The organism is Paenibacillus sp. JJ1722 (assembly GCF_048282685.1).
GTDB classification, from domain to species: Bacteria; Bacillota; Bacilli; order Paenibacillales; family Paenibacillaceae; genus Paenibacillus; species Paenibacillus polymyxa_B.
Genome location: NZ_CP182500.1, coordinates 5,246,386 through 5,268,548, shown reverse-complemented (window position 1 = coordinate 5,268,548; position 22,163 = coordinate 5,246,386). Strand labels below are relative to the sequence as shown.

The 22,163-nt window shown below is 54.3% G+C and carries 6 protein-coding genes; 4 read left to right on the top strand and 2 right to left on the bottom strand.

Going from position 1 to position 22,163, the window contains the following annotated elements; translation table 11 throughout:
• The first annotated feature begins 3 nt into the window (after positions 1-3).
• The 4 genes from ACM1ND_RS23445 to ACM1ND_RS23430 all read left to right on the top strand — a co-directional run bounded on the left by ACM1ND_RS23445 (position 4) and on the right by ACM1ND_RS23430 (position 20,213).
• The gene (locus ACM1ND_RS23445) at positions 4-18,846 is read left to right on the top strand and encodes a non-ribosomal peptide synthase/polyketide synthase (protein ID WP_418026610.1); all 18,843 of its coding nucleotides are present in this window, start codon (positions 4-6) and stop codon (positions 18,844-18,846) included.
• A 500-nt stretch (positions 18,847-19,346) separates the two neighbouring features.
• Positions 19,347-19,562: a hypothetical protein gene (locus ACM1ND_RS23440; protein ID WP_160789375.1), complete on the top strand. Its 216-nt coding sequence runs from the start codon at positions 19,347-19,349 to the stop codon at positions 19,560-19,562.
• Positions 19,563-19,708: 146 nt separating this feature from the next.
• Positions 19,709-19,963, top strand: a complete 255-nt coding sequence (locus ACM1ND_RS23435) for a hypothetical protein (protein ID WP_071558199.1) — start codon at positions 19,709-19,711, stop codon at positions 19,961-19,963.
• Positions 19,938-20,213 (top strand): hypothetical protein, encoded by a 276-nt coding sequence (locus tag ACM1ND_RS23430; protein ID WP_023990460.1) that lies wholly within the window; start codon positions 19,938-19,940, stop codon positions 20,211-20,213. Before ACM1ND_RS23435 ends, ACM1ND_RS23430 begins: the two co-directional genes overlap by 26 nt.
• Before the next feature lie 92 nt (positions 20,214-20,305).
• Here the strand turns inward: ACM1ND_RS23430 and ACM1ND_RS23425 are convergent, their stop codons facing one another.
• Positions 20,306-21,409 carry a sensor histidine kinase gene (locus tag ACM1ND_RS23425; RefSeq protein WP_028541743.1) on the bottom strand — a complete coding sequence of 368 codons (1,104 nt, stop codon included), beginning with the start codon at positions 21,407-21,409 and terminating at the stop codon, positions 20,306-20,308.
• Complete coding sequence (locus ACM1ND_RS23420) at positions 21,402-22,082, bottom strand: response regulator transcription factor (RefSeq protein ID WP_053326163.1); 681 nt, start codon at positions 22,080-22,082, stop codon at positions 21,402-21,404. The genes ACM1ND_RS23425 and ACM1ND_RS23420 overlap by 8 nt, the downstream gene beginning before the upstream one ends.
• Positions 22,083-22,163 lie beyond the last annotated feature (81 nt).

Here is a 22,163-nt window from a genome sequence, read left to right as displayed (position 1 = left end):
GATGTGAGAGAGAATACCAACGAGCAATATGGATTAACGCAAGCCCAGCGCCGAATATGGTTCATGGAAATTATGAATCCGGGAACGTCCATCACGATGCTTTCCGCGACCTACCAGATTACGGGCGAGATCAACACACAGCTTCTGGAGCAAGCGGCGGCAGAGATCGTCAAAACCTATGACGTTTTCCGAATCCGCATTAGTGGGGATTTGCAAAATCCAACGCAGTGGTTCGAAGAGCCGGAGAATGTCCAAGCTAGGATAAGCCGCCTCGAAATAGGCACAACCGAACAATTCTATGCTTGGGTGAAAGAAGTAAGCGAAAAACCGGCCAGCGTGTTCGACGAACACCTCTACCAATTTACGATTATCCATTTTGCGAACGGCCAAGTATGGCTCAATTTGACGGTAAATCATATTATCGCCGACGGCTTGTCCGTCAATGCTTTGCTGCATGCGGTGATGGAAAAATACCTGGAACTGCGCAAAGGCATCTCCAGCAGTTACCAGGCCCCTTCCTATCTGGATTATATTTCCGCGGAGCGTGAATATGAGCAATCGCAGCGTTATCAAAAAGGCAAGGAATACTGGCTGACGAAGTACAACACTTTGCCTGAAACGACCGGCATTAAATCGTATCCGCCATTCTCGATCGGCAGCGAATCCAATAAACTGGCCATCACTTTGGACGGTTCCCGGTATGAACGCATTCTGGCCTTTAGCGAACAATATCAGGTCAGCTTATATACGTTATTTCTGTCCGCCATGTACGCCTTATTGTACAAGCTGACCGACAGCACCGATGTTCCGGTCGGCACGGTTTTCGCCAATCGCACCAGCAAGAAGGAAAAAGAAACGATCGGCATGTTCGTCAGCACCGTGGCTACGCGGATTCGTCTGAATCCAGACAGGCACTTGCTTTCCTTGATCCAAACGGTTTCCAAGGAAAATACGGCGGATCTGAGGTATCAGAAATACCCTTATAACCAATTGATCCAGGATTTACGCGAACAACACGGCCGCAACGATCTTTCGGGGCTGTTCCGCACGTCTCTGGAATATCTGCCTTTGAAAATCGTGGAGTACGAAGAAATCAAGGTACGCCTGGAGGCTCACTTCGCTAGGCACGAGATGGACGATTTGCTGCTGCGCTTCGACCATATGCTGAATGAAGGCCATGTAATTCTCCATGCTTCCTATCGTACCGGCCTGTTCGAGACGGCCGAGATTGATCGGATTATGGAACAGTATGTAACCGTTCTGGACCAGTTTCTTCAGACTCCCGAACTGCCGGTACGCGAGATTTCTCTGCTGAGCGATGAGGAGAGACACCGCATTCTCAACGTTTTTAACCCGCCGGTGGCCGGGCTGAGCGAGGGAGAAGCGTTCCATCGGTATGTTGAAAAGTTTGCCCGGGAAATTCCGGATCATCCGGCAGTCGTCTACATGGACAAACAGCTGACCTACGGCGAATTGAACGAACGCGCCGAGCGGCTGGCTTCTCTCCTTCGCGAACAGGGCGTGGGAAGGGAGACGATTACGGGGATCTGGGCGGAGCGTTCGGTGGAACTGCTGGTCGGGGTGCTCGCCGTTTGGAAAGCCGGCGGAGCCTATGTACCGCTGGACCCCGATTATCCGGCGGAGCGGATTGAGTACATGCTCAGCGATAGCGATGCATCGGTGCTGCTTACGCAGCGTCATCTGTTGGAGCGGGCCGGAGGTTGGTTGGCCGATGACCGGCTGAAGCTTCAAGCTGTCTATGCCATGGACGATGAACAGATTTATAACGGGGATGCCTTAGCCGTGGAATTTGAATCTGCCGGCAGCGCCCCGCAAGACTTGGCTTATGTGATTTACACCTCGGGTACGACGGGACGCCCGAAAGGCGTCATGATCGAGCACGGTAGTCTCGTGAATACGGCGGATGCGTACCGTCGCGAGTACCGGTTGGATCAGTTTCCGGTGCGGCTGCTGCAGCTGGCCAGCTTCTCGTTTGACGTGTTCGTCGGAGACATCGCGCGGACGCTGTATAACGGAGGCACGATGGTGATTGTGCCGAAGGATGACCGGATTGATCCGAACCTCTTGTACGGCTGGATTCGGGACCAAAACATTACGGTATTCGAATCGACGCCTGCGCTCATCCTGCCGTTCATGCAGCATATTTATGAAGAAGGGCTGGACGTTAGCTCCATGCAGTTGCTGATTACCAGCTCGGATGCTTGCAGTGTCACCGATTACCGATTGCTGCAGGAAAGATTCGGCGGACAATTCCGCATCATCAACAGCTATGGCGTTACCGAAGCGGCCATTGACAGCAGCTTTTACGGTGAGCCGCTGGATAAGCTGCCGCCGTCGGGTCATGTGCCGATCGGCAAAGCTTGGCTGAACGCCCGGTTTTACATTGTCAATGCCGCGTTAAAGCCGGTTCCTGTAGGGGTTCCGGGCGAGCTTGTCATCGGCGGCGCCGGGGTGGCGCGCGGGTACTGGAACCGTCCGGACCTAACCGCCGAGAAGTTTGCAGACAGCCCGTTTGTGCCGGGCGAACGTCTGTACCGGACAGGCGATTTGGCCCGCTGGCTGAAAGACGGCAACGTCGACTTCATCGGCCGGATCGACTATCAGGTGAAAATTCGCGGGTTCCGGATCGAACTCGGCGAAATTGAAACGACCCTGCTGCGTTTCCCGGGCGTCAAGCAGGCTGTGGTGACCGACCGTACGGATGAGCAGGGGCAAAAGTATTTGTGCGGCTACGTGGCGGCGGATGCTTCCTTGCAGCTGAGCGATCTGCTGTCCCAATTGAAGCAAGAGCTGCCGGCCCATATGGTCCCGGCCCGGCTGGTGTCTCTTGATAAGCTTCCGCTCACGCCGAACGGCAAAATTGACCGTAAAGCGCTGCCTGAACCGACCGGAGAGGTAGAAGCAGGCCGTGAGTATGTGGCTCCTCGCACAACGCTGGAAACAAGACTTGCTCTCATTTGGCAGCAGGTGCTGGGTATTGCGCGAGTTGGAGTCCAAGACGATTTCTTTGACTTGGGTGGTCATTCCTTGCGGGCCTCCACGCTTGTTTCCAAGATTCGGAAAGAGCTGCAAGTCGAGGTTCCGTTGCGGGAAGTTTTCCGCTACACCACGATCGAACAGCTGGCCCAAAGAATCAGCGGTTTAAGGCAGCAGGAGACGTATGAGATCACAAAGGCGGCTGAGGCCGAGTACTATCCGGTTTCATCCGAGCAAAAGCGTCTGTACGTCCTGCGCCAGCTTGACGGGGCCGAGCGCAGCTACAATATGTCGGCGGCGCTTCTTCTCGAAGGCAAGCTGGACCGCACGCGCGTCGAGCACGCGTTCCGGGCGCTGATTCAGCGCCATGAGACGCTGCGTACCGGGATCGAGCAGGTTCAAGGCGAGCTTGTCCAGCGCATCTATGACGAGGTGGAGTTTGCTGTAGATTATTTCCAGGCGAGCGAGCGGGAAGTGGACCAAGTGGTGGAAGCTTACTATTATCCGTTTGATGTGACCAAGCCCCCACTTCTCCGCATCGGCCTGATCGAAGTCGCCGAGGATCGCCACATTCTGCTGTTCGATATGCACCATATCGTCTCGGACGGCATTTCGACAGCGCTGCTCTTCGACGAGTTCAGCCGCCTGTATCGGGGCGAGGAGCTGACCCCGCTGCGCATTCAATACAAAGATTATGCCGTTTGGCAGCATTCCGAAGCTTACGGGCAGATGCTTCAGCCGCAGAAGGAGTATTGGCTGGAACAGCTGTCGGGCGAGTTGCCGGTCTTGGAGCTACCGACGGACTTCCCGCGGCCTGCGGTGCAAAGCTTTGACGGCCGAACCGTGAAGTTTTATATCGAGAAAGATCGGACGGAGAAGCTGAAAGAACTGGCGGCACGGACGGGGACGACCCTGTACATGGTGCTGCTGTCGGCTTACACCATCCTTATGCATAAATATTCGGGTCAGGAAGATCTGATCGTAGGAACGCCGATTGCCGGAAGAACGCAGGAAGAAGTGCAGCCGATCGTAGGGATGTTTATCAACACGCTGGCCATTCGCAGCCGTCCGGAGCGTTCCAAGCCGTACCTTTCGTACCTGGAAGAAATCAAGGACATCACGCTCGGGGCTTTCGAACACCAAAATTATTTGTTCGAAGACTTGGTAGTAAGTCTTCACATTCCGCGCGCGACCGGCCGGAATCCGCTCTTTGACACGTTCTTCTCCCTACAAAATACGGAGAACGAGCAAATTGTCATCGAGGGGCTGGAGCAATCGTTTTATCCACTGGAAAACCAAACATCCAAGTTCGAGCTGCTCCTGGATATTTCGGAGCTGGACGGTCAGCTCGAATGCCGGTTGGAGTACGCTACGGCTTTGTATAAACAAGAGACCGCGGAGCGGTTCGCCAGACATTATGACAAGCTGCTCGAAACCATCGCAGCAGCGCCGGACGGGGATATTGCCTCGCTGGAAATGCTCACGGAGGAGGAAATCCGCGAGCTGGTGCGCGGTTTCAACGATTCGGAGACGGACTACCCGCGGCAGCAGACGATTCACGGCTTGTTCGAAGAGCAGGCGGAGCTTTACCCGGACAACGTGGCCGCCGTCATGAACGAGCGGCAGCTGACCTACCGCGAGCTGAACGAGCGATCCAACCGCCTTGCGCGGAAGCTGCGGGAGACGGGAGTAGAAGCGGACCAGCTGGTAGCGATTCTGGCCGAACGCTCGCTCGATATGGTTGTCGGCATTCTGGCGATTCTCAAAGCGGGCGGAGCCTACGTGCCTGTCGATCCCGACTACCCGGAGGAGCGCATCCGCTTCATGATCGAGGATTCGGGCGCGCCGTTATTGCTGATTCAAAAGCATCTGCACGAGAAGACTGACTTCGCAGGAACGCGCCTCGAATTGGACAATTTCGTTTGGGGCGACAGAGGGGTGGACTCCGCCGATGCGCTGGACGCTTCGAACCTGGAGCCGATTTCCGGGCCGGGCAACCTGGCTTATGTCATCTACACGTCGGGAACGACCGGCAGACCGAAAGGAACGCTGATCGAGCATAAGAACGTCGTGCGGCTCCTGTTCAACGACAAGAACCTGTTCGACTTCGGGCCGTCCGACACGTGGACGCTGTTCCACTCGTTCTGCTTCGATTTCTCCGTCTGGGAAATGTACGGAGCGCTGCTGTACGGAGGCAAGCTGGTCATCGTACCGCCGCTGACGGCGAAAAATCCGGCCGATTTCCTGGCGCTGCTGGGCCGCGAACAGGTTACCATTTTGAACCAGACGCCAACGTACTTCTACCAGCTGCTGCGTGAGGTCTTGGCGGACCATCCGTACGATCTGCGGATTCGCAACGTCATCTTCGGGGGCGAAGCGCTGAGTCCGCTGCTGCTCAAGGGCTTCAAGACGAAGTACTCGGAGACGAAGCTGATCAATATGTACGGCATTACCGAGACGACAGTCCACGTGACATATAAGGAAATCACATGGGTCGAAATGGAGGCGGCGAAGAGCAATATCGGCAAGCCGATCCCGACGCTGAGCGTGTATGTCCTGGATGAAAGCTGCCGCCCTGTGCCGATCGGCGTAGCGGGCGAAATGTACGTGGCCGGGGAAGGCCTTGCAAGAGGATATCTGAACCGTCCGGATCTGACGGCGGAGAAGTTCGTCGATTCCCCGTTTGCGGAAGGGGAGAAACTGTACCGGTCGGGCGACTTGGCGGCTTGGCTGCCGGACGGCAATATCGAATACCTGGGCCGAATCGATCACCAGGTCAAAATCCGCGGTTACCGGATCGAACTGGACGAAATCGAGACGCAGCTGCTGAACGTCGAGGGCGTGGAAGAAGCGGTGGTGCTTGCCCGTCAGGACGGCGGGGGCGAGAAGGCGCTTGTCGCCTACTTTGTGGCGGACCGGACACTGACGGTCAGCGAAATGAGAACCTCGCTGGCCCAGGGAATGCCGGGGTACATGATCCCGTCGTACTTCGTGCAGCTGGAGCGCATGCCGCTGACGGCCAACGGCAAAGTAGACCGCAAAGCGCTGCCGGAGCCCCAAGGCAGCTTGCAGACGGGCGTCGAATATGTAGCACCGCGTAACCGGACGGAGTCCGAGCTTGTGAAGATCTGGGAGGAAGTGCTGGGTTACTCCGGCATTGGAGTCCTGGACAATTTCTTCGAGCTCGGAGGCCACTCCTTGCGGGCGACGAACCTTGTCAGCAAGATTCGGAAGGAAATGAACGTCGAACTTCCGCTGCGCGATGTGTTCCGCTATATGACGGTAGAATCGATGGCCGGGGCTATTGCCAGCTTGGAAGAATCGCAGCACAGCTCGATTCCGAAAGCGGAAGAGAAAGCGTACTATCCGGTTTCCTCCGCGCAAAAAAGGCTGTACGTCCTGCACCAGCTGGATAGCTTGGAGCTGAATTATAATCTCCCAAGCGCCTTGCAATTGAGAGGGGCTTTGAACGAGGCCAAAGTGGAAAAGGCGCTGACTACTTTGGTGGCCCGGCACGATATGCTGCGCACCGGATTTGAAATCGTGAATGGGGAGCCGGTTCAGCGTATTCATCCGCTCGTAGCTTTCAAGGTCGAGAAGCTTCAAGCAAGCGAAGATCAGGTTGCGGCCATTCTTGAAGGCTTCATTCAGCCTTTTGACTTGACCCAGCCGCCTTTGCTGCGCGCCCTGCTGATCGAACTGGAGAAAGAGAAATTCCTGCTCGCGCTGGATATTCATCATATTGGTTCCGACGGCCTTTCCATGGACGTGCTGCTGCGTGAATTCGTGCGGCTTTACAATGGGGAAGAATTGCCGGAGCTGCGGATTCAATACAAGGATTACGCCGTTTGGCAGCAATCCGAGGAGCAGCGCCAGCGCATCAAACGGCAGGAGGAATACTGGCGCGGGGTATTCAGCTCCGAGCTTCCGGTTCTTGAGCTGCCTCTCGACTTCTCCCGCCCGGCTGTCCAGCAGTTTGACGGTCAAACGCTCACGTTTACGCTGGATGCGGAGAAAAGCGAAGCTCTCAAACGGCTTGCCGGCGATTCGGGAGCGACGCTGTACATGCTTCTGCTGGCTGCGTACTCCGTATTGCTTCATAAATACGCGGGACAGGAAGATATAGTGGTCGGCACTCCAATTGCCGCCCGTTCTCACGCCGACCTGCAGCCGATTATCGGCATGTTCGTCAATACGCTGGCCCTTCGCTTGGGTCCGGCGGCGGAGCGGACGTTCCTGGATTACTTGCAGGAAGTGAAGGAAACGACGCTTGGAGCCTACGAGCACCAGGACTATCCGTTCGAGGAGCTGGTGGAAGCTCTTCAGGTGAGCCGGGATTTAAGCCGGAATCCTCTGTTTGACACCATGTTTTCTTTGCAAAAGCACGAAAGCTTGGATTTAACCCTGGAAGGCTTGCAATGGTCGCTGTTCGACATCGAGGAAAAGACGGCAAAGTTTGATCTTAGCTTTGATATCGTGGAAGCCGATAACGAGCTGGTTTGCAAGATCGAGTACGCTACCTCGTTGTTTAGACAGGAAACGATGGTACGGCTGGCGGGTCATTACGAGCAGCTTTTGGCGTCGATCCTGGCTCAGCCGGGTGCACGGATTTCGGATTTGGATATCTTGACGGACAGCGAAAAGCATGATTTGCTGGTCGGGTTTGACGTGTCGTCTTCGGCTCTTGCGAAGCAACCCGCCGCAGAGGGTACAGGTTTGGAAGCGGATGAGTCGTGGAGAGAGAGAACGTTCCACGAGCTGTTCGAGGAGCAGGCGGAGCGCACTCCGGGAGCGCTGGCGGTTGTCTACGAAGACAGCAAGCTGACGTATGCGGAGCTGAACGCCAAAGCGAATCGTCTGGCGTATGCACTGCGGGCGCGCGGGGTGAAGCCGGAACAGGTGGTCGGCATTCTGGCCGACCGTTCGGCGGAGCTGTTGATCGGGGTGCTCGCCGTATGGAAAGCGGGCGGCGCTTATGTGCCGCTCGACCCGGACTATCCGGCGGAGCGGATCGAGTATATGCTCGCGGACAGCGGGGCGTCGGTGCTGCTCACGCAGACCCGCCTGCTGGAGCAGGCGGAAGCTTGGCGCAGCGACGGAGCTCTAGTGCTGCAAACGGTGCTTGCGCTTGACGACGCCGCGACGTACAGCCTCGGAGCGGCGGAAGCGGCTGTGGGCGAAGCAGGCGCAGAGGCGGAGGCTTTGGCGCAAGCGGAAACGGCTGCCGCCGAAACGTCCGCCACGGCAGAAGCCGAGAAGAACGTACTAGCGGCGGATCTCGCATCGAATCCGGCGAATGTGAACAAGCCGCGCGATTTGGCTTACGTCATCTACACCTCCGGTACGACGGGCCGTCCGAAGGGCGTGGCGGTGGAAAACCGCAGCCTGGTGAACACGGCGGCGGGCTACCGGCGGGACTACCGCCTGGATCAGTTCCCGATCCGGCTGCTGCAGCTCGCCAGCTTCTCGTTCGACGTGTTCGTCGGCGACATTGCGCGGACGCTGTACAACGGCGGCACCATGGTCATTGTGCCGAAGGACGACCGGATTGATCCAACCCGCCTCTACGGCTGGATTCGCGACTACGCCGTGACGGTGTTCGAATCGACTCCGGCGCTGATCGTGCCGTTCATGGAGCATGTGCATGCCGAGGGTCTGGACCTCAGCTCGATGCAGCTGCTGATCACAAGCTCGGATGCGTGCAGCGTAGCGGATTACCGCACCTTGCAGGAGCGCTTCGGCTCGCAGTTCCGTATTATTAACAGCTACGGCGTAACGGAAGCGGCGATTGACTCCAGCTTCTATGACGAGCCGCTGGAGAAGCTGCCGAAGACGGGCAGCGTGCCGATCGGGAAAGCGTGGCTGAACGCCAAGTTCTACATCGTGGATGCGAATCTGAAGCCGGTGCCGATCGGGGTGTTGGGCGAGCTGGTTATCGGCGGAGCGGGTGTGGCCCGCGGTTACTTGAACCGCCCGGATTTGACGGCGGAGAAATTCGTAGACAGCCCGTTCGCCGCTGGGGAGCGTCTGTACCGGACGGGCGACCTGGCGCGCTGGATGCCGGACGGCAACGTGGACTTCATCGGCCGGATCGACAACCAGGTGAAAATTCGCGGCTATCGGATCGAGCTTGGTGAAATTGAAGCGGCTATGAAAAATTTTGCCGGCGTGCGTCAAGCGCTTGTCATCGACCGGACGGACGAGCGGGGGCAGAAATATTTGTGTGGGTATGTCGTAGCGGATTCCAGCTTCGATCTGGAAGGGCTTGTGGCCCATCTGGACGCCGCGCTGCCTTCCCATATGGTGCCTTCGCGCATCATGCGCCTGGATCAAATGCCGCTTACGCCGAACGGGAAGATCGACCGTAAAGCGCTGCCTGTGCCGGAAGGAAGCATTCGTGCCGAGGCTGCATACACGGCGCCTCGTACTCCTGCCGAGCAAGCACTTGCGTCGGTCTGGCAGTCGGTGCTGGGCGTGGATCAGGTCGGCACGATGGACAATTTCTTTGCGCTCGGCGGCGATTCGATCAAGGCCTTGCAGGTATCGTCCCGTCTTTTGCAAACGGGGTACAAGCTGGTCATGAAAGATTTGTTCCATTACCCGACGATTTCCGCCCTTAGTTTGCAGCTGCAAACGGCGGAGAGAACGGCAAGCCAGGCCGAAGTGAGGGGAGAGGTCATCTTGACCCCGATTCAGCGCTGGTTCTTTGAACAAAATCCGGCCGACGTGCATCACAGCAACCAGGCGTTCATGCAGTTCTCCAAGCAAGGCTTTGACGAAGAAGCTTTACGCCAAGCGGTGCGTCAGCTTGTCGTGCATCACGATGCTCTCCGTACGGTTTACCGCCAAACCGAGAACGGCTATACCGCCTGGAACCGCGGCGCCGGAGAGAACGAAGCGCTGTTCGATCTGGAAGTTGTCGATTTCAAGGGAGTCGGCGACGTGAAAGAAGCGGTAGAGGCTAAGGCGAATGACATTCAAGCGAGCATCGATCTGGAAAACGGTCCGCTGGTGAAGCTCGGCTTGTTCCGCTGCGACGACGGCGACCACCTGCTCATCGCGATCCATCACTTGGTCGTAGATGGCGTATCCTGGCGGATTCTGCTTGAGGATTTTGCTGCCGGCTATGAGCAGGCGCTGCAAGGGCAGCCGATCCGTCTGCCGCTCAAAACGGATTCATTCCAAACGTGGGCGAAACAGCTCGCTGATTATGCGAACGGTCCGGCGATGGAAAGCGAGAGAGAGTATTGGCAGCATATCGAGCAATTGACCTATGAGCCGCTTCCGAAAGATTTTGAACAAGGCAGATCCAAGCTGAAGGACAGCGGGCTCGTGACCGTTCGCTGGACGGCGGAGGAAACCGAACAGCTGCTGAAGCAGGCACACCGTGCTTACCATACGGAAATGAACGATTTGCTGCTTGCCGCGCTTGGCCTCGCGGTACAAGCTTGGAGCGGCCGGGAACGCGTGCTGGTGAATCTCGAAGGCCACGGCCGGGAAGATATATTGCCGGATGTGGACATTACGCGCACGGTAGGCTGGTTTACAAGCCAATTCCCTGTCGTTCTGGAGCCGGGTCACGCCCAGGCGCTCGGTCATCAGGTGAAACAGGTTAAAGAAAGCTTGCGTCGCATTCCGAACAAAGGAATCGGCTACGGCATCCTGCGTTATTTGTCGGCGCCGCGTGACGGCGAGCGCTTCGCTTTGGAGCCGGAGATCAGCTTTAACTATTTGGGTCAGTTCGACCAGGCTTACGAAAGCAGCGGCTCGAGGCCGTCTCCGTTCAGCCCGGGCTCCGATTCAAGCCCGAATGCAGTGATGGATTATGTCCTCGATATCAACGGTATGGTGTCGGAAGGAGTGCAGGAACTCACGATCCGTTATGGGGAAACCCAGTATAAACGGGAAACGGTAGAGCGCCTGGGCACCCTGCTTCATTCGAGCTTGCGTGAAGTCATCAGCCATTGCGTATCGAAAGAGCGGCCGGAGCTTACGCCTAGCGACGTACTGCTTCAAGATGTGACGTTGGAGGAACTGGAGCGGCTGACCGAACATACGGCGGCGCTCGGCGAACTGGAGAATGTATACACCCTGACTCCGCTGCAAAAAGGGATGTTGTTCCACAGCCTGCTGGATGCCGATTCGGAAGCTTACTTCGAACAGGTGACCTTCGATCTGTACGGAAGCCTGAATGTCGAAGCCTTCACCCAAGGATTGGATACGCTGGTGCAGCGGAATGAGGCGCTGCGGACCAACTTTATTACCGGCTGGAGAGACGAGCCGATTCAAGTGGTATTCCGTGAGCGGAAGTGTGAAGTGTACTTCGAAGATATTCGCTCAGTAAGTGATGAAGACCCGGAGAAGACGATAGCCGATTTCGTCAGCGCGGATAAAGCGAACAAGTTCGATATGGCCCGAGGCTCTCTTATGCGCGTGACAGTTTTGCGCACGGGCGACGAGTCCTACCATGTGATCTGGAGTCACCATCACATTTTGATGGACGGCTGGTGCATGTCCTTTATGATCAAGGAAGTGTTCGACACCTACTTCGCGTTCCAGGAGAAGCGGACGCTGGAGCTTCCTCCGGTTACCTCGTACTCCCGGTATATCGAATGGCTGGAAGCTCAAGATGCCGCGAAAGCTTCGCGTTACTGGTCCGAGTATTTGGCGGGTTACGATCAGCAGACCAAGCTGCCCCAGGAGAAAACGCAGCTGAAGCAGGGCGCTTTTGAAGCGGCTGAAATCGATGTGGAACTCAGCAAGGAACTGACCGGGCAAATCGAGCGGGTGGCGCGCCAGCAGCAGGTGACGCTCAATACGTTCATGCAGACCGTATGGGGACTGGTTCTGCAGGTATACAACAACAGCGAGGATGTCGTATTCGGCTCCGTCGTATCCGGGCGTCCGGCGGAAATTCCGGGCATCGAAAGCATGATCGGCCTGTTTATTAATACGATCCCGGTCCGTATTCAAGGCAAAGCCGAGGAGACGGTAGCCGATATCTTGAGAAAAACCCAGGATCAAGCGCTGGCATCGGGAGCTTACGAAACGTTCCCGCTGTTCGAAATTCAGTCGCTGAGCGAGCAAAAGCGCGATTTGATCAACCATATCATGGTCTTCGAAAATTATCCGATGGAAGAACAGATTGAGCAGGTCGTCGGCGGAGACAAAGAAGCGCTGAAAATCGCTAATATCCAGTCGCCGGAGCAAACGAACTACGACCTGGACATTACCGTCATTCCGGAAGAGCATATTTTGCTGCGGTTTACGTACAATGCGCTGACGTTCAGAGAGGAAGACATCAGGCTGATCCACGGTCATTTTGCCCGGGCACTGGAGAAGGTTGCGGCTAACCCAAACATCCGCGTGAATCAGTTGGAGCTTTTGACGGCGGCGGAAAAAGAGCAAATTCTTGGCGCGTTTAACCCGGCGCAGCCGGAAGCGGCTCCTGCGTCGGCGTTCCACCGGCTGTTCGAGGAACAGGCGGAACGCACGCCGGAAGCGGCAGCTGTCGTGTACGAGAACGACCGGCTGACGTATGCGGAGCTGAACGAGCGGGCGAATCGCTTGGCGGCTACGCTGCGCGCAAGCGGCATCGGCCGGGAGACGATCGTCGGCATTCTCGCCGAGCGTTCGGTGGACTTGCTGGTGGCCGTGCTGGCCGTCTGGAAAGCGGGCGGGGCGTATGTGCCGCTCGACCCGGATTATCCGGCAGACCGCGTGCGGTTCATGCTTGAAGACAGCGGAGCGAAGGTGCTGCTGACGCAAACGGCGCTGCGAGAGCGCGCCGAAGCCTGGCTCGGCGAAGAGGAGCTGGCGCTGGCGGCGGTGCTGTACCTCGACGACGAAACTTCGTACAGCGAGGAGGGGACGAATGCCGACAGCTTCCATGAAGCCCGTCCAGAGGACCTGGCGTACGTGATCTATACGTCGGGAACGACGGGCAAGCCGAAGGGCGTGATGATCGAGCACCGCAGCCTGGTGAACACGGCGGCGGGCTACCGGCGGGAATACCGGTTGGATCAGTTCCCGGTGCGGCTGCTGCAGCTGGCAAGCTTCTCGTTCGACGTGTTCGTGGGAGATATCGCGCGGACGCTGTACAACGGAGGCACGATGGTGATTGTGCCGAAGGACGATCGGATCGATCCGTCTCGTCTGCACTACTGGATTGAGCGGGAGCGGGTCACAATCTTCGAATCGACGCCGGCGCTGATCGTGCCGTTCCTGGAGTACGTGCACGAGCAGCGGCTGGATATGAGCTGGATGGAGCTGTTAATCACGAGCTCGGACAGCTGCAGCGTGGCGGATTACCGGACCTTGCAGGAACGCTTCGGCTCGTTGTTCCGGATCATCAACGCCTACGGCGTGACGGAAGCGGCGATCGACTCAAGCTTCTACGACGAGCCGCTGACGAAGCTGCCGCAGACAGGCCATGTGCCGATTGGCAAAGCGTGGCTGAATGCGAAATTCTACATCGTGGATGCGCATCTGAATCCGGTGCCGGTCGGGGTGCTGGGCGAGCTGGTCATCGGCGGAGTCGGGGTAGCGCGCGGGTACTTGAACCGTCCGGAGCTGACGGAAGAGAAGTTCGTAGACAGCCCGTTCGCCGCGGGCGAGCGGCTGTACCGCACGGGAGACTTGGCGCGGTGGATGGAGGACGGGAACGTGGACTTCATCGGCCGGATCGACAACCAGGCGAAAATCCGGGGGTACCGGATTGAGACGGGCGAAGTCGAAGCGAAGCTGCTGAGTGTAGGTGGCGTAAAGGAAGCGGTCGTCGTCGTCAGGGAAGATCAAGAAGGTCAGAAAGCTTTGTGCGCTTATTATACAGCGGAAGAAGGCTTGACGGCGGCGGACCTGAAGCGGGCGATTGCCAGCGAGCTGCCGGGGTACATGATCCCGTCGTACTTCGTGGAGCTGGAGCGCCTGCCTCTGACGCCGAACGGAAAGATCGACCGGAAGGCGCTGCCGGCACCGGAAGGGGGAGCAGGCGGAGGCCGCGAATACGTGGCGCCGCGCACCGAACTTGAGGAGAAGCTGGCCGCCATTTGGCACGATGTGCTTGTTCGGGAGAAGGCGGTAGGCGTAACGGACAACTTCTTCGACCTCGGCGGACACTCCCTGCGGGCGACGACGCTTGTCAGCAAAATGCATAAGGAGCTAGGCGTTGAATTCCCGCTTCGCGACGTATTCCGCTACTCGACGGTTGAGGAAATGGCCGCGGCTATGGAGCAGCTGGAGATCGGCTCGTTCACGGCTATTCCGGCTGCGGAACCTAGCGAGTATTATCCGCTCTCTTCCGCTCAGAAACGTCTCTATATCTTGAACCAGCTGGAAGGAGCCGAGCTGAGCTACAACATACCGGGAGCTATGCTGCTCGAAGGGGAGCTCGACCGGCAGCGGTTTGAAGAAGCGTTCCGCGGGCTCGTAGCTCGTCATGAAACGCTGCGTACCGGCTTTGAGATGGTAAAAGGCGAAGCGGTTCAGCGGATTTACGAAGAAGCCGCCTTCCAGGTGGAATATGTGCAGATCAGCGGGGAGCAGGCGGAAGAAACGGTGCGCCAATTCGTTCGTCCGTTTGATCTAGCGAAGCCGCCACTTCTGCGGGTAGGCCTTGCCGAACTGGCGCCGGACCGGCACATTCTAATGTTCGATACGCATCATATCGTATCTGACGGCGTTTCGATTGACGTACTGATCGAAGAGTTCGTCCGCTTGTACAGCGGGGAGCAGTTGGAGCCGCTCCGCATTCAGTACAAAGATTATGCGGTATGGCAGCAATCGGACGAGCAGAAAGCTCAGCTTGCCAAGCAGGAAGCCTACTGGCTCGACATGTTCCGCGGAGAGCTGCCGGTTTTGGAATTGCCGACGGACTATCCGCGCCCGGCTATGCAGAGCTACGAGGGCCGCACGCTGCAATTGTTTATGGATAGCGAGAAAAGCGAGGGTCTGAAACGGCTTGCAGCCGAGAACGGCGCAACGCTTTACATGGTTCTGCTTGCTGGTTATACAATATTATTGCATAAATATACAGGGCAAGAAGACGTGGTGGTCGGTACGCCGATTGCGGGAAGAAATCACAGCGACATTCAGCCGCTGATCGGGATGTTCGTCAATACCCTGGCCATCCGCAGTTATCCGGCTGCCGGTAAGACGTTCCTTGACTACTTGAAGGAAATCAAGGAGACGACGCTGGGCGCTTTTGAACATCAGAATTATCCGTTTGAGGAACTGGTGGATAAGGTGAACGTGACTCGTGATTTACGCCGCAATCCGCTGTTCGATACGATGTTTGCTTTGCAGAATACAGAGAATTTGGAAATCCAGCTTCCCGGACTCCATTTGTCGACGTATGCCAGCGAAGAAATTGTTTCTAAATTCGATCTCAGCTTGGACGTCACGGAGATCGAGGAAGGCTTGGAATATCTGTTTGAATACGCCACTGCTCTTTATAAAACCGAAACGGTGGAGAAATTGGCCGCTCACTACTTGCAGCTGCTTGAATCCATTCTCTGCAACCCGTCGGCGACTATTGCCGAGCTGGGCATTTTGACACCGGCGGAAAAAGAGCAAATTCTCGGCGCGTTTAACCCGGCGCAGCCGGAAGCGGCTTCTGCGGCCGCGTTCCACCGGCTGTTTGAGGAACAGGCGGAGCGCACGCCGGAAGAGGCGGCCGTCGTGTACGAGAATGACCGGCTGACCTATGCGGAGCTGAACGAGCGGGCGAACCGCTTGGCGGCTATGCTGCGCGCAAGCGGCATCGGCCGGGAGACGATCGTCGGCATTCTCGCCGAGCGTTCGGTGGACTTGCTGGTGGCCGTGCTGGCCGTCTGGAAAGCGGGCGGGGCGTATGTGCCGCTCGACCCGGATTATCCGACAGACCGCGTGCGGTTCATGCTTGAAGACAGCGGAGCGAAGGTGCTGCTGACGCAAACGCTGCTGCGAGAGCGTGCCGAAGCCTGGCTCGGCGAAGAGGAGCTGGCGCTGGCGGCGGTGCTGTACCTCGACGACGAAGCGTCGTACAGCGAGGAGCGGGCGAATGCGCCGATTGGCTCCGGCATGGTCTCCGGCAAGCTGACGGATGCTGTGGACGACGGCGATGAGAGCCATCAGAATGTTGGCATCGACAGCTTCCATGAAGCCCGTCCAGAGGATCTGGCGTACGTGATCTATACGTCGGGAACGACGGGCAAGCCGAAGGGCGTGATGATAGAGCACCGCAGCCTGGTGAACACGGCGGCGGGCTACCGGCGGGAATACCGGTTGGATCAGTTCCCGGTGCGGCTGCTGCAGCTGGCAAGCTTCTCGTTCGACGTGTTCGTGGGAGATATCGCGCGGACGCTGTACAACGGAGGCACGATGGTGATTGTGCCGAAGGACGACCGGATCGATCCGTCTCGTCTGCACCACTGGATGGAGCGGGAGCGGGTCACCATCTTCGAATCGACGCCGGCGCTGATCGTGCCGTTCCTGGAGTACGTGCACGAGCAGCAACTGGATATGAGCTGGATGGAACTGTTGATCACGAGCTCGGACAGCTGCAGCGTGGCGGATTACCGGACCTTGCAGGAACGCTTCGGCTCGTTGTTCCGGATCATCAACGCATACGGCGTGACGGAAGCGGCGATCGACTCAAGCTTCTACGACGAGGAGCTGGCGAAGCTGCCGCAGACAGGCCATGTGCCGATCGGCAAAGCGTGGCTGAATGCGAAATTCTACATCGTGGATGCGCATCTGAATCCGGTGCCGGTCGGGGTGCTAGGCGAGCTGGTCATCAGCGGAGTCGGGGTAGCGCGCGGGTACTTGAACCGTCCGGAGCTGACAGAAGAGAAGTTCGTAGACAGTCCGTTCGCCGCGGGCGAGCGGCTGTACCGCACGGGAGACTTGGCGCGGTGGATGGAAGACGGGAACGTGGACTTCATCGGCCGGATCGATAACCAGGCGAAAATCCGGGGCTACCGGATCGAGACGGGCGAAGTCGAGTCGCAGCTGCTGCGGGTGGAAGGCGTGCGCGAAGCGGTGGTGCTGGTTCGAAGTGACGCGAACGGGCAGAAAGCGCTGTGCGCGTACTACACAACGGATGGCGAACTGACGGCGGCAGACCTGAAACGGGCGATCTCCAGCGAGCTGCCGGGTTACATGATCCCGTCGTACTTCGTCGAGCTGGAGCGCCTGCCTCTGACGCCGAACGGGAAAATCGACCGGAAGGCGCTGCCGGCGCCGGAAGGGGGAGCAAGCGCAGGCCGCGAATACGTGGCACCGCGCACCGAACTGGAGGCGAAACTGGTCGCCATCTGGCAGGACGTGCTCGGGCCGGTCACGATTGGCGTGACGGACAACTTCTTCGACCTCGGCGGGCACTCCCTGCGGGCGACGACGCTGGTCAGCAAGGTGCACAAGGAGCTGAGCGTGGACCTGCCGCTGCGCGATGTGTTCCGGCACTCGACCATCGAAGCGATGGCCGAAGCGATCAGCCAATTGGAGCGGCAGGAACACCTCTCCATTCCAGTTCTGGATAAGAGGGATTACTATCCGCTTTCCTCCGTGCAAAAACGGCTGTACATCCAGCAGCAGATGGAAGGCGCCGAGCTTAGCTACAACATGTCCGGCATGACGGTTCTCGTCGGGCGTTTGGAACGGAATCAATTCGAGGCGGCGCTCAAAGGATTGATAGCTCGTCACGAAATTTTGCGAACCGGCTTCGAAATGGTCGACGGCGAACCGGTACAACGGATTTATCCGGACTTGAAGTTTGCCGTCGAGTATACGAAAGCGACGGAAAGTGAAACGAAGAGCATCGTAGACGGCTTTGTACGCGTCTTTGATTTGGAGCGGCCGCCGCTGCTGCGTGTGGGCTTAGTCGAATGGGAAGCGGAACGGCATCTGCTCATGCTGGACATTCATCATATCGTCACGGATGGCATGTCGATGGGCATCTTCGTCGAAGAGCTGCTGCGCCTGTATAACGGCGAGACTCTGGAACCGCTTCGGATTCAATACAAGGAATTCGCCGCTTGGCAGCAGTCCGAACCTGTAAAAGAGCGGCTGAAACGTCAGGAAGCCTACTGGCTGGACGTGCTGGAAGGCGAACTGCCGACGCTTGAACTGCCTACGGACTTTGTCAGACCTGCCGCTCGCAGCTTTGAGGGAGATGTGCTGCCTTTCAGCATCGACAAGCAGATCACCGACAGCTTGCAGCGCATCGCCGATGAGAACGGTGCCACCCTTTATATGGTGTTATTGGCGGCCTATTCAATCCTGCTCAGCAAGTACTCGGGACAAGAAGACTTCATTGTAGGCACGCCGGTTTCGGGCCGCACACATGCCGACCTGGAGCCGCTCATCGGAATGTTTGTCAACACTTTGGCGATTCGCCATTATCCGTCCGGGGAGAAGACGTTCCTCGCTTACTTGAACGAAGTCAAAGAAACGATGCTGGGGGCCTACGACCACCAGGATTATCCGTTCGAGGAGCTTGTGAAAAAGCTGCAGGCGCCGCGAGATCAAAGCCGTAATCCTATATTCGATGTCATGTTTGCTCTGGAAACCAAGGAAGATAACGTTCAAAGCTTCGGGGATATCAAGATCGAATCTTATCCGGAAACTCATACGGTTTCCCAATTTGATCTTACCTTGGTCATTTCGTTGCTGGATGAGGGAATGAACGGGCAGTTTGAATATGCCACCAAGTTGTTTACGCTCAATCTGATCGACAATTTCGCTCAGGACCTGCTCGTGATCATCACCCAAATTTGCGAACAGCCTTCGGTGCTGTTGAAGGATATTTCCCTGAACGGGCAATCCGAACAGGAGCAAGATGTGCTAGAGGCCATTGATATTATTTTCTAATCCCTTACCCGGCTTGGGTGTATGCCGTATTTCTCTCGGTACGCATCCTGCCGGGTGTTTTTTTCCAAATGAAAGGGAAAAATCCACCACAGGAATCTGACGTCAAGTGCCGCTGAGTAACTATTTCAATTTATTGGAAAATCGACAAAACACAACAGACTACCATCCAAATCTGCTTGGTAGTTTTTTTTGTAAAAGGGGTCGAATAAGCTGAATTGAGATTTTTAAGACTCTCTTTATACCCTGCATTTCCTGCATAAATCCCATTTAGATTTATCATAAAATGATGCTGTTTTTTCAAGGCTTATCCATCGAGATATTTTTTGTGCCAGTTTTTTTGTTTTCAGATCATTATCTCACTCACGGTTAATTGAACGAACAATAGGCTCACCTCATTAGGTTTTTTAATATCGTATGATGGCACGAAGACTGTACGGCTCCCGTGACACTAGATACCTTGGAAGCCTTAGAACAACAAATAAAAGTAATAAAGCACGATAATGGAACTTTATAAAGTTAGAACGATTACAGACGAAGAGGAAGAATCAACAATTAGAAAAGAAGACGTTAACGGAACTGAACTCGATTACGAAGAATATGATGAAGGGGGTGATTACTTTGTTCCATTACCTACTAATATTAAACCAATAATAGATAGTTTGAATTCACTAGATGACAGAAGAGTTCAAACTGTTATAAATTCTTATTATTGCTAATTGTTGCGTATCATATCTTTCGTTACTTATAAATACACTTGTCTCAAATATCTCGAACGAGAACCAATTGTCAGTTTATTATGACAATTTAATTGAGAGAGTAAAAAAATTTTAAGGAAGATCAGAAGGAAGAGTTTATCGGTTTAATGGTGGATATAATTGATTCGCTTAAGGACTATGTTCACAAGGGTCAACTTAATGGGAAAAAGAATTTAGCGAAACCAAACTTAGATAAATTGAGCTACCTTTTAACTATTTGCGGAAAATCAATCTATAAATCTGCTGAATTAGAGTACAAAGATGTCCAAACCGAAGTATGTTTAGTTCCAGGGTATCAAGAGATAAAAAGGAAACGTGAAGCTCTTGGAGAAGACAATGGCTTCATTGAAAGAAGTGAATAATGAACTAGTAAGAGATTTGATAGAAGAATTTAATAAAATAAAAATGGATAATAACCTAACTTTAGTTCAAAAAGAGCATCTGAAGACAGCACTTCTTCTTGAACTCTCACGAACTACAGGGCGGTTAGTTCAAATATATGGACAATGGACTAAAGATGGACAGATTATTAGAGATAATTCTTTGAAAAAGAAAATTGATCATTTAAGCACGTTATATGCGACATTCAGTATATTGAGGAAATGGTTATGAAATAGGAATATCCTGAGTCGCTGTAAATGGATTTATTAAGATGTAAAATCATAATAATCCGCCACTGTATAAATATTCTTTAAGGACTGCGGTTAGCTACTTGAGTTGTTTACAAAAGGTAAATTCAATTGGAATGTAAATACGTTATGACTATGATTGAGCGTTAGGGTGCCTTGATGTAACTCAACAATATTCCTAGCGATGGAAAGACCCAGTCCTGCTCCAGTTTGGATACCTTCGCTACTTCTTGAATGGTCAACCTTATAAAAACGATCAAATAGCTTCTCCTCTTGATCTTGCGTGAGGGGAGCTCCTTTATTTTCGACCTCAATCGTAATTTGCTCAGGACTCGTTTTCAGTCGAATGCAAATGCCTCCCGGCTTCAAGGAATACTTTAAGGCGTTCATGAGAAGATTATCGATTGCTCTAGCAATTTTATCGCTATCAATGGAGGTAACCACTGGGGAGTCACCGATATCTTTTACGATATATACACCGTTTTCTTGAGCAATGGGTTCGAACTCGAACAGCAATTGATCCAAGAGTTGAAATAAATTGATCCTTCTCAGATTTAAGTGGGTATCGACTGAAGTGAGCCGAGTATATTCGAACAAGTCATCGAGCAACTTCTTCAAATGAATCGCTTTGTTATAGGTGTTTTGAACAAAGCGCGTATATTCATCTTTATCCTGATATGAGTCTGTTCTTAAAAGCTCGATATAGCCGATAATGCTTGTCAGAGGCGTGCGCAAGTCATGTGAAATACCTGTGATCAAATCCATCTTGGATTTCTCTATTTCACGTTCTTTTACAATCTGTTGCTCTAAACGTTCTGTCATTCGATTGATGTTGAGCGCAACCCGTCCAAGTTCATCTTGCCGAACAACAGGTACCCGATATTTTAAATTACCTTCGGAAATAATCTGAAGCCCTTGCTCCAATGTAATTAAGTCTCTAACGATTCGCCGTGTCAAAACTAAAAAAGTAAAAATAAACGTTACCATAAACAAGGGGGTAAGAAGATAAGGAAAAAAATTGCGAAACCAATGCCATTCCATAGTACTGCTAATTTTCAAGAAAAGTAAAATGAGAATATCATTTATAGCAATGGCGATAATAAAACTTAGCACCATTCTGATTAAAATGTTGACTTGAATCCGTTTTTTTCGTTTTGACTTTTGTACATGTTCATTCAATTTTATAGCCAACTCCCCACACCGTTTTAATATACTGAGGATCTCTTGGGAACTGCTCTAATTTTTCTCGTAAATTACGAATATGAACCATTACGGTATTATCAGAAAATCCATATGGCGCCTTCCATACATTTTCGTAAATGTGCTCCGAACTAAAAACCTGCCCAGGATGGCTGGCAAGCAAGACCAGAATAGCAAACTCCAGAGGAGTCAACGAAATTTCGTTGCCCTTTAACTTTACGGAATGTTTACTCTTATCGATGATCAGGTCTTTAATAAGAATAAGGGAATTAAATTCTTCTTTTCCTATTAATGTTTGACGACGTAGCTGCGCTTTTACGCGAGCAAGCAATTCTAATGGATTGAACGGTTTGGTCATGTAGTCATCGGCCCCGGTAGTCAGTCCGTTAATTTTATCAATATCTTCTTCCTTGGCTGACAGCATAATAATCGGAGTATTCGATATTTCCCTTATTTTAAGGCATGCTCTGATTCCATCCATTCGTGGCATCATGACATCCAGGATAACCAGTTGAATCGGTGTTGTCTTTATGGCATCCAGGGCTTCTTCACCATCGGCTGCTTCAATCACATGGTATCCTTCATTACGTAGATATACATGAATGACATCCCGAATCTCGGAATCATCATCCACGACAAGAATGGTATTCATTACTGACTGCTCCTTCTTTTTTGACTGGGTAGAATTAAGGTATTTAAGGTACCTGAAATTACGCAACTAGTATAGATATCT